Source organism: Nocardioides furvisabuli, from assembly GCF_021083185.1.
In the GTDB taxonomy this organism is placed as follows: Bacteria; Actinomycetota; Actinomycetes; order Propionibacteriales; family Nocardioidaceae; genus Nocardioides; species Nocardioides furvisabuli.
Genome location: NZ_JAIGQB010000001.1, coordinates 627,440 through 641,626 on the forward strand (window position 1 = coordinate 627,440; position 14,187 = coordinate 641,626).

18 protein-coding genes are annotated in these 14,187 nt (G+C 71.8%); 12 read left to right on the top strand and 6 right to left on the bottom strand.

The features are described 5' to 3' along the window. The first annotated feature begins 25 nt into the window (after window positions 1–25). From K4G59_RS02940 to rplQ, 10 genes are all read left to right on the top strand, one after another. Window positions 26–997: an AAA family ATPase gene (locus K4G59_RS02940; protein WP_231249198.1), complete on the top strand. Its 972-nt coding sequence runs from the start codon at window positions 26–28 to the stop codon at window positions 995–997. A 7-nt stretch (window positions 998–1,004) separates the two neighbouring features. Continuing rightward, complete coding sequence (locus K4G59_RS02945; RefSeq protein ID WP_231249199.1) at window positions 1,005–2,183, top strand: DUF58 domain-containing protein; 1,179 nt, start codon at window positions 1,005–1,007, stop codon at window positions 2,181–2,183. Next, a complete protein-coding gene (locus tag K4G59_RS02950; protein ID WP_231249200.1) occupies window positions 2,180–4,645 on the top strand; it encodes a transglutaminase-like domain-containing protein in 2,466 nt (821 codons plus the stop codon). Before K4G59_RS02945 ends, K4G59_RS02950 begins: the two co-directional genes overlap by 4 nt. Before the next feature lie 219 nt (window positions 4,646–4,864). Next, window positions 4,865–5,086: a translation initiation factor IF-1 gene (infA, locus tag K4G59_RS02955; RefSeq protein WP_056599768.1), complete on the top strand. Its 222-nt coding sequence runs from the start codon at window positions 4,865–4,867 to the stop codon at window positions 5,084–5,086. A 31-nt stretch (window positions 5,087–5,117) separates the two neighbouring features. Next, the gene (rpmJ, locus tag K4G59_RS02960) at window positions 5,118–5,231 is read left to right on the top strand and encodes a 50S ribosomal protein L36 (protein WP_004008316.1); all 114 of its coding nucleotides are present in this window, start codon (window positions 5,118–5,120) and stop codon (window positions 5,229–5,231) included. A 243-nt stretch (window positions 5,232–5,474) separates the two neighbouring features. Then, the gene (gene rpsM / locus K4G59_RS02965) at window positions 5,475–5,849 is read left to right on the top strand and encodes a 30S ribosomal protein S13 (protein ID WP_056599771.1); all 375 of its coding nucleotides are present in this window, start codon (window positions 5,475–5,477) and stop codon (window positions 5,847–5,849) included. A 73-nt stretch (window positions 5,850–5,922) separates the two neighbouring features. Continuing rightward, window positions 5,923–6,318 carry a 30S ribosomal protein S11 gene (gene rpsK, locus K4G59_RS02970; RefSeq protein ID WP_056906616.1) on the top strand — a complete coding sequence of 132 codons (396 nt, stop codon included), beginning with the start codon at window positions 5,923–5,925 and terminating at the stop codon, window positions 6,316–6,318. 30 nt (window positions 6,319–6,348) lie between these two features. Then, a complete protein-coding gene (rpsD, locus tag K4G59_RS02975) occupies window positions 6,349–6,957 on the top strand; it encodes a 30S ribosomal protein S4 (RefSeq protein ID WP_207084076.1) in 609 nt (202 codons plus the stop codon). Between the two features lie 127 nt (window positions 6,958–7,084). Beyond that, window positions 7,085–8,101: a DNA-directed RNA polymerase subunit alpha gene (locus tag K4G59_RS02980; protein ID WP_056599781.1), complete on the top strand. Its 1,017-nt coding sequence runs from the start codon at window positions 7,085–7,087 to the stop codon at window positions 8,099–8,101. Window positions 8,102–8,201: 100 nt separating this feature from the next. After that, on the top strand, window positions 8,202–8,777 hold the full coding sequence (rplQ, locus tag K4G59_RS02985; RefSeq protein WP_231249201.1) for a 50S ribosomal protein L17: 576 nt from the start codon (window positions 8,202–8,204) through the stop codon (window positions 8,775–8,777). A 154-nt stretch (window positions 8,778–8,931) separates the two neighbouring features. On the opposite strand, the gene K4G59_RS02990 is transcribed toward rplQ, so the two are convergent. The 5 genes from K4G59_RS02990 to K4G59_RS03010 form a co-directional block, all read right to left on the bottom strand. Then, on the bottom strand, window positions 8,932–9,888 hold the full coding sequence (locus K4G59_RS02990) for a ketopantoate reductase family protein (RefSeq protein ID WP_231249202.1): 957 nt from the start codon (window positions 9,886–9,888) through the stop codon (window positions 8,932–8,934). 10 nt (window positions 9,889–9,898) lie between these two features. Next, window positions 9,899–10,492 carry a maleylpyruvate isomerase N-terminal domain-containing protein gene (locus K4G59_RS02995; RefSeq protein WP_231249203.1) on the bottom strand — a complete coding sequence of 198 codons (594 nt, stop codon included), beginning with the start codon at window positions 10,490–10,492 and terminating at the stop codon, window positions 9,899–9,901. Then, a complete protein-coding gene (locus tag K4G59_RS03000) occupies window positions 10,492–11,007 on the bottom strand; it encodes an SRPBCC domain-containing protein (RefSeq protein WP_231249204.1) in 516 nt (171 codons plus the stop codon). The genes K4G59_RS02995 and K4G59_RS03000 overlap by 1 nt, the downstream gene beginning before the upstream one ends. Continuing rightward, window positions 11,004–11,366: an ArsR/SmtB family transcription factor gene (locus tag K4G59_RS03005; RefSeq protein ID WP_231249205.1), complete on the bottom strand. Its 363-nt coding sequence runs from the start codon at window positions 11,364–11,366 to the stop codon at window positions 11,004–11,006. The genes K4G59_RS03000 and K4G59_RS03005 overlap by 4 nt, the downstream gene beginning before the upstream one ends. 83 nt (window positions 11,367–11,449) lie before the next feature. After that, a complete protein-coding gene (locus K4G59_RS03010; protein ID WP_231249206.1) occupies window positions 11,450–11,932 on the bottom strand; it encodes a thrombospondin type 3 repeat-containing protein in 483 nt (160 codons plus the stop codon). 82 nt (window positions 11,933–12,014) lie between these two features. Here K4G59_RS03010 and truA point away from each other — a divergent pair, with 82 nt between their 5' ends. Together truA and K4G59_RS03020 are read left to right on the top strand one after the other, a co-directional pair. Next, window positions 12,015–12,851, top strand: a complete 837-nt coding sequence (gene truA, locus K4G59_RS03015; protein ID WP_231249207.1) for a tRNA pseudouridine(38-40) synthase TruA — start codon at window positions 12,015–12,017, stop codon at window positions 12,849–12,851. Then, window positions 12,844–13,446 (top strand): class I SAM-dependent methyltransferase, encoded by a 603-nt coding sequence (locus tag K4G59_RS03020; protein ID WP_231249208.1) that lies wholly within the window; start codon window positions 12,844–12,846, stop codon window positions 13,444–13,446. The genes truA and K4G59_RS03020 overlap by 8 nt, the downstream gene beginning before the upstream one ends. On the opposite strand, the gene K4G59_RS03025 is transcribed toward K4G59_RS03020, so the two are convergent. Then, complete coding sequence (locus K4G59_RS03025; RefSeq protein ID WP_231249209.1) at window positions 13,443–14,171, bottom strand: class E sortase; 729 nt, start codon at window positions 14,169–14,171, stop codon at window positions 13,443–13,445. The two genes, K4G59_RS03020 and K4G59_RS03025, sit on opposite strands and share 4 nt — an antisense overlap. Between the last annotated feature and the right edge of the window lie 16 nt (window positions 14,172–14,187).

Below are 14,187 nucleotides of genomic sequence, written 5' to 3' on the forward strand. Positions count from 1 at the left end.
CCCGCCCTGCAGCAGAGGACCCGTCATGACGATCTCCCCCGAACAGGCCGAGTGGTTCAAGTCCACCTTCGACCAGCTCACCGACAACATGGAGAAGGCGGTGCTCGGCAAGCGCCACGTCGTACGCCTGGCGCTGACCTGCCTGCTCTCCGAAGGCCACATCCTGCTGGAGGACTTCCCCGGGACGGGCAAGACGATGCTGGCCCGCGCGCTCGCCAACACCGTGCAGGGCAGCCACGCGCGCATCCAGTTCACGCCCGACCTGCTGCCCTCCGACGTCACCGGCGTCACGGTCTACGACCAGCACAAGGGCACCTTCGAGTTCCACCCCGGGCCGATCTTCCACACGATCGTGCTGGCCGACGAGATCAACCGCGCCTCGCCCAAGACCCAGTCGGCGCTGCTCGAGGTGATGGAGGAGGGGCGCGTCACCGTCGACGGCGTCGCGCACCCGGTGGGCAGGCCGTTCCTCGTGATCGCCACCCAGAACCCGATCGAGCAGGCAGGCACCTACCGTCTGCCCGAGGCCCAGCTGGACCGCTTCCTGATGAAGAGCTCCATCGGCTACCCCGACCGTCAGGCCACCGTCGAGCTGCTCAACAACGCCGCGGTGCGCGATCGCGCCTCCCTGGTCACGCCGGTGATCACGGCCGCGACCATCGCCCAGATGAGCGGCCTGGCCGACCAGGTCTACGTCGACCCGGCCGTCATCGGCTACGTCGCCGAGCTGGCCGAGGAGTCCCGTCGCCAGCCCCACGTCAAGCTCGGCCTGTCGGCCCGCGGCTGCCTCGCGCTGGTCCGCGTCGCCAAGACCTGGGCGGCCGCCGACGGCCGCGACCACGTCGTGCCCGACGACGTCAAGGACCTCGCCGAGCCGGTGCTCTCGCACCGGGTGCTGCTCGACGCCGAGGCACAGTTCAGCGGGGTCGACGTCCAGACCGTGATCTCGCGCCTGCTCGACGCCGTCGCGCCGCCGACGGACCGCGTGGGGGCCTGAGGAGTCGATGGAGCGCATCACCCAGGCACTCGAGGTCGTCCGGCCGGTCGGCTGGCTGCTCCTCGTGATCGGGCTCGGCACGGGCGTCGTCGCCGAGGTCGCGCAGTGGCGCGAGCTCGCGGTGCTGTCCGTGGCGTGCCTGGCCCTGCTGGTGCTCGCCCTGCCGTTCCTGCTCGGCACGACGTCGGTCGTGGTCGACCTGCGCCTGCAGCCCGAGCGGGTGGCGGCGGGGGAGTCCGTGGCCGCCGGCGTCGCGGTGACCAACCGGGCGTCCTCGCGCCTGGTCCCGACGACGCTCGAGGTGCCGGTCGGCTCCGCGATCCACCGCTACGGCATCTCCTCGCTCGCCCCCGGGGCCACCCACGAGGAGTCCTTCACCATCCGCACCGAGCGGCGCGGCGTGATCCCGGTCGGGCCGGCGATGACCCGACGCGGCGACCCGGTCGGCATCTTCTCGCGCGACGTGGTGTGGACCCCGGTGCGCGAGGTGCTCGTGCGCCCGCACCTGGTGCCCGTGGAGTCGCTGGGCGCGGGCCTGCTGCGCGACCTCGAGGGCGTCTCGACCGACGCGGTCAGCCAGAGCGACCTCGCCTTCCACGCGCTGCGCGAGTACGTCCCCGGTGACGACCTGCGCCACATCCACTGGCGCTCGTCGGCGAAGGTGATGGCGTCGACGGGGGAGTCGGCCCTGCTGGTGCGCCAGTACCTCGACACCCGACGCAGCCACGCCACCATCGTGGTCGACGACCGGCTTCCGGCGTGGGGCGACCCCGAGGACTTCGAGACGGCCATGACGGTCGCGGCGTCCATCGCCGTGCGCGCAGTCCTCGACGAGTTCGACGTCTCCTTCGTCTGCGGGTCGCACGCCTCGTCCGGCTCCGACGGCCACCTGGCCCTCGACGCGGTGTGCCGTGCCGACTTCGGCCCCCGCGGCGTCGTGGAGTCCGGTCGCCGGGCCAGCATGCTGGCCCCCGACACCAGCCTGGCGTTCTTCGTCGGCGGCAGCGCCACGGAGTTCACCGACCTGCTGCGCGCGGCGGCAGCGTTCCCGCCGGAGGTGCGCCGCTTCGGCATCGTCGTCGAGCCCGACGGCACCAGCCGGGTCACCGAGACCGGTGGCCTCCCCGTCCTCCACCTCGCCGCCGCGGAGGACCTCGGCGGCCTGCTGCGATGGAGCGTGCGATGACCGACAGCCCGCGACGCACCGGCGCCACCGGGACCACCACGCGGGTGCGTCCCCACGCGCTCGTGCCCGACCGGCACGCGTGGACCGACATCGCGTTCACGACCGCCCTCGCTGTCGTCGCGCTCACCGCCTTCGGCACCTCCTTCACCGGGTCGGCGTACCTCGTCGTCGGCGTGCTCGGCGTCGTCGTCGCCGTCGTGGTGACCCACCTGACGCGCGCCGCGGGCTGGCCGGTCGTCTCGGCGGTGGTGATCTGCCTGGGCCTGTTCTTCCTGCTCGGCGGCCCGCTGTGCCTGCGGTCGCTGGGCGACACCTCCGTGCTTCCGGGCGCCACGACCCTGGCCCGTGTCGCCGACCAGGCGGTCTTCGGCTGGAAGGACCTGCTCACCACGCTGCCGCCGGTGGACGGGGACGGTCCGCTGCTGGTGCTGCCGTGGATGTCGGGCCTGCTCGCGGGGCTGGTCGGGCTCGCGCTCGCCCACCTGCCGGTCCGGCGCGTGTGGCTGTCGGCGGCGCTGCCCGTGCTCGCGATGACCGCCGTGCTGTCCGGCGCCATCGTGCTCGGCGTACGCCACCCGCAGTCGCTGCTGCTCCAGGGCTCGGTCTTCGCGGCGCTCGCGCTGGCGTGGCTCGCGGTGCGCGCCCGTCGGGCGAGCGTGTCGGTCCAGGGCGGCAGCACGTCGTGGGTCCGCAGCGCCGGTGCCGTCGCGATGGTCGTCCTCGCGGCCGGCCTCGCCCTCCCGGCGAGCGGGTGGGTCGGCGACGAGCGGGCGGTGGCCCGCAACTGGGTCGAGCCGCCCTTCGACATCGGCCGCTACCCTTCCCCGCTGGCCGGGTTCCGCAAGTACATCGACCTCCGGGGCCGCAACGACCCCGCCAACGTCCACGACAAGGTCCTCCTCGACGTCGAGGGCGTCGAGCCCGGGACGCGGGTGCGCTTCGCGACCATGGACCGCTACGACGCGATGGTGTGGGGCGCGAGCGACAACGCCCTTCCGGGCCCGGCCGATGACGCCTTCCAGCGCGTCTCCTCCACCATCGACAACCCCGTCGAGGGCGACGAGGTCGAGGTCAGCGTCACCCTCGGCGAGGGCTGGACCGGGGTCTGGCTGCCCACCGTCGGGGCGCTGCAGTCGATGCGGTTCGAGACCGCCGACGCGCGGGCCAAGGCCGACATCTTCCGCTACAACCTCGCCACCTCCACCGCGGTGGTCCCCAGCGGGCTCGCGCCCGGCGACCGCTACTCCTTCACCGCCGTGCAGCCCGACGACGAGCTGACCGACGAGACGGTCGGCTCGGCCGAGCAGTCGTGGCCGCTGCCGCCGGGTGCCGCCTTCATCCAGGGGCCCACCGAGAAGTGGACCGAGGGCGCCGGCGCCGACCCGATGGACCGCGTGCTGGCGGCCGCCGAGCACCTGCGCACCGAGGGCAAGTACTCCGACGGGGTGGGTCGCACCGAGCGCGTCCACGTCGCCGGGCACAGCGTGTCCAGGCTGTCCGACGAGTTCGTCAACGCTCCGCAGATCGTCGGCAACGACGAGCAGTACGCCGCCACGATGGCGCTGATCGCCAACGACATCGGCGTCCCGGCGCGGGTCGTGCTCGGGGCCGAGGTGCCCGAGGGCGGGCGCATCACGGGCCGGGAGGTGGCGGCGTGGGTCGAGCTGCGTGCTGCCGACGGGTCGTGGAAGACACTGCCCACCGATGCCTTCATGTCGAGGACGCCGCCGGCCGACCAGGTGCCGGAGACCAACACCCCGATGTCCGGCACGGTCATCCCGCCGCCCAACCCCATCCCGCCGCCGAGCGACGCCGGCGAGCAGAGCGACGCAGACCTCAAGGAGCGCAAGGCCACCCGCAAGAAGCCCGAGGAGGAGGAGGACGAGGGCCTCATCGCCGACCTGCCCGGGTGGGTGGGGATCATCGTCACCTACGTCGGCGCTCCGCTGCTGCTGCTCGTCCTGCTGCTGGGAGCGGTCGTCGGCCTCAAGGCGTGGCGTCGTCACCGGCGCCGCAGCGCCGGCTCGCCGTCCGCGCGGTTCGTGGGTGCCTGGCGCGAGCTGGTCGACCACGCCCGCGACCTCGGCCAGGTCGTCCCGCTCGGCCCCACGGTCACCCGTCGCGAGCAGTCCGTCGGCATCGTCTCCGACCGGGCCGCGGTCCTCGCGCGGCGTGCCGACGGCTTCGTGTTCGGCCCCAGCGTCCCGGAGGCCTCGGCCGCCGCGACGTACTGGGAGTCGATCGACGCCGAGCGCCGCGCGATGTCACAGGAGGTCGGCCGCTGGCAGCGCGTGCGCGCGGCGATCAGCCTGCGCTCGCTGCGGCGTACGTCGTCGCCGCCCTCGTCGGACGCGGACCCCGCCCCGTCAGCGAGGGTCACCCCCGCGCCCGGGCGTGTCGCCACATCGGCGGGACGGGTGCGACGCCTCGCAGATTGGCGTTCTCGCAGGGCGCCTGACTAAACTGGCTCGTCGGCCCAACGTGGGCTGTGTTTCGTGGCGCCTCGCGGCTGCCCGGACCCCGACCGACTCGTCCCAGACGGCTCGGTCGCGTGCCCGGGATGAGGTTCCCGGATCCGCCCACGAGGTCCACCGGACACCCGCTCGCGGGGCCGGGCGGTTCCCGGGCCACCGGTAGACACCGAGCATCATCAAACAGCACTGCAACAGATTGTGGAGGACATGCCGAAGAAAGAAGGCGTGATCGAGATCGAGGGCACCGTCGTGGAGGCCCTTCCCAATGCCATGTTCCGCGTGGAGCTGGCCAACGGGCACAAGGTGCTCGCCCACATCAGCGGCAAGATGCGCCAGCACTACATCCGGATCCTCCCCGAGGACCGCGTGGTGGTGGAGCTCTCGCCGTACGACCTCACCCGGGGTCGGATCGTCTACCGCTACAAGTGACAGTCCAGCCGAGTAGCAAGGATTCGTTGACATGAAGGTCAACCCCAGCGTCAAGCCCATCTGTGACAAGTGCAAGGTCATCCGCCGTCACGGCCGGGTCATGGTCATCTGCGAGAACCCGCGCCACAAGCAGCGCCAAGGGTGATGCGAGGTCGCTGAGACCGGGCGAAGCCCGGGCACAGTGACCGAGCGAGCCGCGCAGCCGCTTGCGGCAAGCGGGCCTGAACCCCAGCAGGACCAGAGCAGCACAACTACACACAACGTGATCGCTAGGTCGGGCACCACCTGACCGAAGTCACCTCCGGAGCACTGGCCGGAGCCCACCCGAGGCGGGATGGGACGCGACACGACCAGAAACCATTGCGAGAACAGACAAGGAAACCGCCACATGGCACGCCTCGTTGGTGTTGACCTCCCGCGCGACAAGCGCATCGAGATCGCACTCACCTACATCTACGGCATCGGCCGTACCCGCGCCCAGCAGCTCCTGGCCGCCACCGGCGTCGACCCGAACGCCCGGGTCCACACGCTCGGTGACGAGGAGCTGGTCAAGCTTCGCGACGAGATCGAAGCCAACTTCAAGATCGAGGGTGACCTCCGACGCGAGGTCCAGGCGGACATCCGCCGCAAGATCGAGATCGGCAGCTACCAGGGTCGCCGCCACCGCATGGGCCTCCCCGTCCGCGGTCAGCGCACCAAGACCAACGCGCGCACCCGCAAGGGCCCCAAGCGCACCGTCGCCGGCAAGAAGAAGGCGAAGTGACCTGCGCCCCGGCGCAGTGATCCCCGCTTTCCTTCCAGAAGCTTTTCGACCAGACCTCATCAGGAGTTAGTGAATGCCTCCCAAGAGCCGCGCGACCAAGGTCCGCCGCAAGGAGAAGAAGAACGTCGCCCAGGGCGAAGCCCACATCAAGAGCACGTTCAACAACACCATCGTCACCATCACGGACCCCACCGGCGCCGTGATCTCGTGGGCCTCTGCCGGCACCGTCGGCTTCAAGGGCTCGCGCAAGTCCACCCCCTTCGCCGCGCAGATGGCTGCGGAGGCCGCCGGCCGCCGCGCCATGGACCACGGCATGAAGAAGATCGACGTCTTCGTCAAGGGTCCGGGGTCGGGCCGCGAGACCGCGATCCGTTCGCTGGGTGCCATCGGCCTCGAGGTCGGCACCATCCAGGACGTCACGCCCACCCCCCACAACGGATGCCGGCCGCCCAAGCGCCGCCGCGTCTGACCGACCCGAGACTGAGAAAGAGAGACTGACATGGCCCGTTACACCGGCCCCATGACCCGCAAGTCGCGCCGTCTCGGTGTCGACCTCGTCGGCGGCGACGCTGCCTTCGAGAAGCGCCCCTACGCCCCCGGCCAGCACGGCCGCGGCCGCATCAAGGAGTCCGAGTACCTGCTGCAGCTCCGTGAGAAGCAGAAGGCTCGCTTCACCTACGGCGTGATGGAGAAGCAGTTCGTCCGCTACTACAAGGAAGCCAGCCGTCGCCAGGGCAAGACCGGCGACAACCTGCTGCAGCTCCTCGAGTGCCGCCTCGACAACGTGGTCTACCGCGCCGGCTTCGCCCGGACGCGCCGCCAGGCCCGCCAGCTCGTCGTGCACGGCCACTTCCTGGTCAACGGCAAGAAGGTCGACATCCCGTCGTACCAGGTCAGCGACCACGACATCATCGACGTGCGCGAGAAGTCCCTCGAGCTCACGCCGCTGATCGTGGCCCGTGAGACCCACGGCGAGCGCGTGACGCCCGCGTGGATGGAGGTCATCCCCTCGCGGATGCGCATCCTCGTGCACCAGGTCCCGGTCCGCGCGCAGATCGACGTGCCGGTCCAGGAGCAGCTCATCGTCGAGTACTACTCCAAGAAGTGAGTCACCGTCGGTGGTCGTCCGAGCTCTCGGACGGCCACCGACGCCCCTCTCCACACTCCTCTTCTCCGCCCTCCTCACCATGTTCGGATCCGTCATATAGCGGGTGGATCCGGAAAGGAAGAACTCCGTGCTTATCGCTCAGCGCCCGACCCTCACGGAAGAGACCGTCGACGAGTTCCGCTCGCGGTTCGTCATCGAGCCCCTCGAGCCCGGCTTCGGCTACACGCTCGGCAACTCGCTGCGTCGTACGCTCCTCAGCTCGATCCCGGGTGCCTCGGTCACCAGCATCAAGGTCGACTCCGTCCTCCACGAGTTCTCGACCATCGAGGGCGTCACCGAGGACATGACCGAGATCATCCTCAACCTCAAGGGCATCGTCGTCTCCTCCGAGCACGACGAGCCGGTCGTGATGTACCTGCGCAAGTCCGGCGCCGGTGACGTCACCGCCGCCGACATCACCCCGCCCGCCGGTGTCGAGGTGCACAACCCCGAGCTCAAGATCGCCACCCTGTCCGACAAGGGCAAGCTGGAGATGGAGCTCGTCGTCGAGCGTGGCCGCGGCTACGTCTCCGCCGTGCAGAACAAGGGCGCCGACAACGAGATCGGCCGCATGCCGGTCGACTCGATCTACAGCCCCGTGCTGAAGGTCACCTACAAGGTCGAGGCCACCCGAGTCGAGCAGCGCACCGACTTCGACAAGCTCGTCATCGACGTCGAGACCAAGCCGTCGATCCGTCCCCGCGACGCGATCGCCTCGGCCGGCAAGACGCTCGTCGAGCTCTTCGGCCTGGCCCGTGAGCTCAACGTCGAGGCCGAGGGCATCGACATCGGCCCGTCGCCCGTCGACGAGCAGCTCGCCGCCGACCTGGCCCTGCCGGTCGAGGACCTGCAGCTCACGGTCCGCAGCTACAACTGCCTCAAGCGCGAGGGCATCCACACCGTGGGCGAGCTCATCTCGCGCTCGGAGCAGGACCTGCTCGACATCCGCAACTTCGGCGCCAAGTCCATCGACGAGGTGAAGGCCAAGCTCGTCGAGATGGGCCTCTCGCTCAAGGACAGCGCGCCCGGCTTCGACCCGCACGCCGCCCTCGCCGCCTACGGCGACGACGACGACGACGCGTTCATCGAGGACGAGCAGCTCTGATCTCCTCCGGCCTTCGGGTCGGACTCCACCGAAAACCGGCCGGCGCACGTCGGCCGTCTACCCGGGTACCTGACACGGCCCGAGAGAAAGAAGGCACTCCATGCCCAAGCCCAAGAAGGGCCCCCGCCTCGGCGGGAGCCCGGCCCACCAGCGCCTGATGCTGTCGAACCTGGCCACGGCCCTGTTCGAGCACGGCCGGATCACCACCACCGAGACCCGTGCGCGCCTGCTGCGCCCGGTCGCGGAGAAGCTGATCACCAAGGCCAAGCGTGGCGACCTGCACAACCGTCGTGAGGTCCTCAAGACCATTCGCGACAAGTCGGTCGTCCACACCCTGTTCACCGAGATCGCGCCGACCTTCGCGGAGCGTCCCGGTGGCTACACCCGCATCACCAAGATCGGCCCTCGCAAGGGCGACAACGCCCCCATGGCGATCATCGAGCTGGTGACCGAGGCGTACAGCCCCAAGGCGCCCTCGACCAAGAAGACCGAGGCCGCTGCCGCTCCGGCGCCGGCTGCCGAGGAGTCCGAGGTCGAGGAGACCACCGACGGCACCGCCGCCGAGGAGCACGAGGCCGCCGCCGAGGCTCACGAGGCTGCTGCCGAGGAGCACGAGGCCGCTGCCGCCGAGCACGAGGCTGCTGCCGAGGCTGCCGAGGACGAGTCCAAGGCCTGATCCACGCACCATCGCGAGGCCCGTCACCCCACCGGGGTGGCGGGCCTTCGTGCGTCGGCGGAGCGCGGGGCGTACAACGACGCCCGGGGGAGCGGTGTGCCAGCCACGTTTTCGGCGCCCGCTCGGAAGGTGTCGCACGCACCGCTCGGCGAGGTCAGAGGGCGCGCAGCACCTCGTCGGCGTCGAGGCTGCGTGGCTCGGCGCCGGCGTACGCCAGGGAGCGGGTCGCGGCGACGACGGCCTCGTTGACCGGGGTCCGGACGTCGTGGAGGCGCCCGAGCAGCACGACCTCGCCGGCGAGGTAGTCGATCTCGGAGTCCCCGGTGCCGCGCCTCAGGCTCTGCCAGGTCGAGCCGCCGCGGCGCTCGAGGTCGGTGCGGCGCTGAAGGATCGAACCCCGGCGCTCGGTGTCCGCAGCCGCGGTCACGACCTCGAGCCCGGCTGCGGCGAGCACCCGCTCGCCCTCCGCGACGGCGAGGTCGGTGAGCCGGTCGGCGGCAGCGCCACGGCCGAAGCAGGCGTCGACGCCGTTGCCGAGGTTCATCAGGAGCTTGCGCCGCTTCCACGCGAGGATGTCGGGTCGCTCCTGCGAGACGATGCCGGCCGCGCGGAGGTCGGCAGCCACCGCGGACGTGGTCGTGTCGGTGCCGGCGGGGATGCGGCCGATGTCGAGGATGGCCGGGGTGGGATGGCAGCCCGCGACCACGACGCCCGGCTCCAGGTGGGTGGCGGGAAGCATCACGCACACGGCGTACGTCCGGGCGAAGAGGCGCAGCGCGGCGGTCTCGGTCGCGATGCCGTTGGTGGCACAGACGACCGCCACGTCGTCGGGTGCGTGGCGGCGCAGGTCGGCGAGCGCGCCGTGCGCCTGGTGGGACTTCACCGCCAGCACGACGACGGTGTCGGAGCCCCAGTCGACGCCCGCGGCAGTGTCGGTGGCGGGGGCGTCGATGCGGTGTCGCCCGTCGCCGGTGTCGAGCAGCAGGCCGTCGCGGCGGATGGCGGCGAGGTGATCGCCGCGCGCGACGAGCGTGACCTGCAGGCCCGCCCGGTGGAGGTGCCCGCCGATGACCCCGCCGACTGCGCCGGCGCCGTAGACCACGTAGCTCACGCAGCCGACCCTACGAGGCAGGACGCGAGCCGGCGCCTCGGGCCGGGGGAGACCAGTGCGGGTCGCGGCCGATGAAGCCCATCAGCCGGTCGACCGCGGGCGCGTCGTCGGCCACGCGGACCGCCGGACCGTAGTGGCCGGAGCTGCGCAGCACGTCCTCGATCGGCTGCATGCCGGCGAGCAGCCCGGCCGCGTGGTCCTCGTCGAGGTCGGGCTGCTGGTTCCCGGCCCGGGCGAGGTCCCAGGAGTGCATGAAGACGTCGGAGGTGTAGAACCGGTCCACCGCCTCGGCCAGCGGTCTCGTCCCGGCGAAGGGATGGGTGAACTCCTCGTCGCCGCGCTGCTCGACGAGCTCCTGGACGCCCGTGGCGTGGTGCTCCCATGCCGCCACCGGGTCGTCGGCGACCGCCGGTCCGTCAGGGAGGTGGACCCCGCCGGCTGCGAGGAACCCGCCGAACCAGGTGATGAGGTGGTCGACGACGTCGCGGGCGGCCCAGTCCTCGACCGGCGTGGGCGCGGACCAGTCGGTCGTGCGTCCAGCGATGCGGGAGAAGCCTGCCGCGACCGCGGCGTGCCGGGCCGCCGGGGGATCGGGCAGCGCCATCAGAGAGCGCCGTCGGCGAGCATCCGGTCGACCGCGGCGTAGCCGTCGTCGACGCCGACCTCCATGCCGCTGCGCAGCCACGCGTCGCGGTCCTCGAACGAGTCGCACAGGCTGACCGCGTGGAGCCTGGTGCGCCCGTCGCCGAGGTCCTCGAAGGTCAGGGTCTCGAGCGCCACGCCGTCGGGCATCCCCTCCCACGTGAAGGTCTGGACGATGCGGTCCTCACGCACGGTGTGGAAGCAGCCGCGGAACGAGGTCGCGAAGTCCTCGCGCCCGTCGCTGCCCCGTGCGGTGTAGCTCCAGCTGCCGCCGTCGCGTGCGTCCCAGTGGGTGATGTCGGCGCCGAGGTCCTGGGGCCCGACCCACTCGGAGAAGATCGCGGAGTCGGTGTGCGCGCGGAACAGTTGGGCGGGAGTGGCAGCGAAGTCGCGCCAGATGTGGATGGCCGGCACGCGCTCGTCGGCGACGATGGCGGCCTCGGGGTAGCGGGTCTGCGGGTCCTGCGCGGTGCTCATGATGCGGTTCCTTCCTGCTGGGTGGGGTGGGGCTGCTCGTCGTCCTGCATCTGGGCGAGCACCCCGTCGAGCGCTGCGAAGCGCTCCTCGGCCCGGCGGCGGTGGCGCTCGATCCACTTCGTCATGAGGTCGAGCACCTCGGCTTCCAGGTGGACCGGTCGACGCTGGGCCTGCCTGGTGCGCGTCACCAGGCCGGCGTCCTCGAGCACCTTGAGGTGCTTGGAGACGGCCTGGAGGCTGACGTCGTACGGCGCGGCCAGGTCGCCGACGGTGTGGTCGGCCTCGGTGAGGCGGGCCACCATGTCGCGGCGGGTCGGATCGGCCAGGGCGGCGAAGACGCGGGAGAGCTGGTCGACCACGGTTCGTCCTTGTCATCAACTGGTTGGTTGACAACAAGCTAGGACGACGTCCCGCTCTTGTCAACCAGGTGGTTGAGGAAGGTTCAGCGAGGAACTCTGACCGTGCGGGACGTGGCACGGCCGCACTCGGCGACACCGGGGCTGTAGGACGGCGAGACCGACACGTAGTAGCGCGCCCGTCGGGGCACCTTGAACCGGGCCCGGCCGGAGAAGGACGCGTTGGCGCCGGCGACCTTGAAGTCGCGATCCGGACGCACCCGCCACACGACGATGCGTGCGCGGGCGACACAGGCGGTCTCCGCGGACGAGATCCTGACCTGGAGCCGCTGCTTGCCGTCCAGCCAGGTGAGTGACGCCTTGCGGGACACCGTCGGGCAGCCCGTGGGGTTGCCGGCGGGCACGGTGGGGCAGCCGTCGCCGCTGTCGGGCACGCCGTCGCCGTCGCTGTCCTCCGCGGTCGAGACCGTGGAGGCGTACGCCGACGCGGACGCCGGCAGCGCTCCCGCCATGGAGAGCGGGAGCACGAGCAGCAGGGCGGCGAGGTGGCGTGGGGTGCAGGACAGCATCAGGTGACCAGCGTAGGCGCCGTCCCCGCTGCTGGCCACGTGCGGCTGGGACCGGATCGGGGGCTGCACCTAGGATCGGGGCGTGCGCCTGCGGATCGACTGTGCCTACGACGGCACCGACTTCTCCGGATGGGCGGCCCAGCCGGGTCGGCGTACGGTCCAGGGCGAGCTGGAGGCGGCGCTCGCGACCGCGCTGCGCCTGGAGCGGGTGCGGGTCACGGTCGCCGGACGGACCGACGCCGGTGTGCACGCCCGCGGCCAGGTGGTGCACCTCGATGTCGACCGCGAGGTGGTCGAGGCGTCCGCCGGTCGCGCGCGCGACGCCCCGCTGGACGCGCTGGCCCGACGTGTGGACGGCATCCTCCCCGCCGACGTCCGCCTCCGCCGGGTCCGCGAGGCGCCCGACGGCTTCGACGCGAGGTTCTCCGCGACCTGGCGCCGCTACGCCTATCGCATCGCGGACACGCGGGAGCTGGGTGACCCGCTCGTCCGGCACCACGTCCTGACGTGGGGGCACCGCCTGGACCTCGACGCGATGAACGCCGCCTCCGCCCCGCTGGTCGGACTCCAGGACTTCGCGTCCTTCTGCAAGCGGCGGGAGGGCGCGACCACGGTCCGGACGCTGCTCGACCTCACCTGGCGCCGCGACGAGGCCGGCCTCGCGGTCGGCACCGTGCGGGCCGACGCGTTCTGCCACAACATGGTGCGCTCGCTCGTCGGCTGCCTCGTCGCGGTCGGGGAGGGCAGCCGGCCCACGACCTGGCCGGTCGAGGTGATGGCGGGACGGCGCCGCGACCAGGGCGTGCGGGTCGTGCACGCGCACGGCCTCACCCTGGAGGAGGTCGGCTACCCCGACGACCACGAGATGGCCGCCCAGGCCGAGCGCGCCCGAGCCCGACGAGAGGCCATCGATGCCTGAGCACTACTTCACCGCCGATCCCGCGGTCCCCTTCGAGCGGGAATCCTTCACCACTGACCTGTGGGGCCACGAGCTGACGATCGACACGGGCTCGGGGGTCTTCAGCCGCGGCCACCTCGACCACGCGACGGCGGTCCTCTTCAGGGAGCTCGAGCCGCCGGTGCAGGGCCAGTTCCTCGACCTCGGGTGCGGCTACGGCGTCATCGGGCTGGCGATCGCGCGCGCGGTCCCGCTGGCCTCGGTGATCGGCGTCGACGTCAACGAACGCGCGCTGCTGCTCGCCAACGACAACGCCCGCGCGGCCGGCGTGGCCTCGCGCTTCGTGGCGTGCCTGCCCGACCAGGTCCCCAGCGACCAGGTCTTCGACGAGATCTGGTCCAACCCGCCGATCCGCATCGGCAAGGAGGCGCTGCGCGAGCTGCTGCTCACCTGGCTGCCCCGGCTCGCGCCGAACGGGCGGATGGTGATGGTGATCGGCAAGAACCTCGGTGGCGACTCGATGCAGCGCTGGCTCACCGAGCAGGGCTGGCCGACCGAGCGGCTGGCGAGCCACAAGGGCTTCCGCGTGCTCGAGACCCGGCGGGGCCGGGGCTAGGCGGGACGCGTCGCCACGAGCACACCGATCTTGTCGATGCGGTGCTCGGGGTTGTCGAACTGGTCGGACCAGTAGTTGCCGGCCGCGTGGTCCTCGAGCGTGGCGCAGGTGGACAGCGTGATCATCGCGCGTGTGGCGCTCTGTCCCGGTCGCCCCGGGACCTCCGCCCGCTGGGCGCGCAGCGACGCCGGCTCGCGGAACGACGTCCACCGGGTACGGCGCACCTCGTAGACGAAGACGGTGTCGCCGCTGCGGACGGTGATCCGGTCCCCGCGCCGCAGCGACGGTGAGTCGCGCAACGGAGCGGTGCCGGTCAGGCGGTGGCCGGTGACGATGAAGTTGCCGACCTCGCCCGGCCCGGCACCTCCGCGCGGACCCCGCGGGGATGCCATGTCGCCGGCGTTCTGGAGCGCCGTGCCGGGAGCGTCGTCGGGGGAGCCGGGGTAGCGCACGACCGGGAAGTCGCGCAGGCCGATGGCGGGGATGGTGACGAAGGAGCGCCGCGGCTCGGGCCGCTGCGCCTCGGGGGTGGGCGAGGCGGACGGAGTCGGGGTGGCGCTCGGCGCCGGCGCCGGCGTCGGGGTGGGCGTCGGGGTGGGCGTCGGGGTGGGCGCGGACGGCGTACGACCGTCGGCGGGCGCGGACGACCGCGGCTCCGGCGCGGCGCACCCCGCTGCCGCCACGACGACCGCCGCGGCGAGGAGGAGTGCGGACCTGGCTGCCACGACGTCGACGGTACGC

Excerpts from the sequence above, each read along its gene's own strand:
- K4G59_RS02940 (WP_231249198.1), top strand. The coding sequence starts at position 26 with ATGACGATCTCCCCCGAACAGGCCGAGTGGTTCAAGTCCACCTTCGAC.
- K4G59_RS02945 (WP_231249199.1), top strand. The coding sequence starts at position 1,005 with ATGGAGCGCATCACCCAGGCACTCGAGGTCGTCCGGCCGGTCGGCTGG.
- K4G59_RS02950 (WP_231249200.1), top strand. The coding sequence starts at position 2,180 with ATGACCGACAGCCCGCGACGCACCGGCGCCACCGGGACCACCACGCGG.
- infA (WP_056599768.1), top strand. The coding sequence starts at position 4,865 with ATGCCGAAGAAAGAAGGCGTGATCGAGATCGAGGGCACCGTCGTGGAG.
- rpmJ (WP_004008316.1), top strand. The coding sequence starts at position 5,118 with ATGAAGGTCAACCCCAGCGTCAAGCCCATCTGTGACAAGTGCAAGGTC.
- rpsM (WP_056599771.1), top strand. The coding sequence starts at position 5,475 with ATGGCACGCCTCGTTGGTGTTGACCTCCCGCGCGACAAGCGCATCGAG.
- rpsK (WP_056906616.1), top strand. The coding sequence starts at position 5,923 with ATGCCTCCCAAGAGCCGCGCGACCAAGGTCCGCCGCAAGGAGAAGAAG.
- rpsD (WP_207084076.1), top strand. The coding sequence starts at position 6,349 with ATGGCCCGTTACACCGGCCCCATGACCCGCAAGTCGCGCCGTCTCGGT.
- rplQ (WP_231249201.1), top strand. The coding sequence starts at position 8,202 with ATGCCCAAGCCCAAGAAGGGCCCCCGCCTCGGCGGGAGCCCGGCCCAC.
- K4G59_RS02995 (WP_231249203.1), bottom strand. The coding sequence starts at position 10,492 with ATGGCGCTGCCCGATCCCCCGGCGGCCCGGCACGCCGCGGTCGCGGCA.
- K4G59_RS03000 (WP_231249204.1), bottom strand. The coding sequence starts at position 11,007 with ATGAGCACCGCGCAGGACCCGCAGACCCGCTACCCCGAGGCCGCCATC.
- K4G59_RS03010 (WP_231249206.1), bottom strand. The coding sequence starts at position 11,932 with ATGCTGTCCTGCACCCCACGCCACCTCGCCGCCCTGCTGCTCGTGCTC.
- K4G59_RS03020 (WP_231249208.1), top strand. The coding sequence starts at position 12,844 with ATGCCTGAGCACTACTTCACCGCCGATCCCGCGGTCCCCTTCGAGCGG.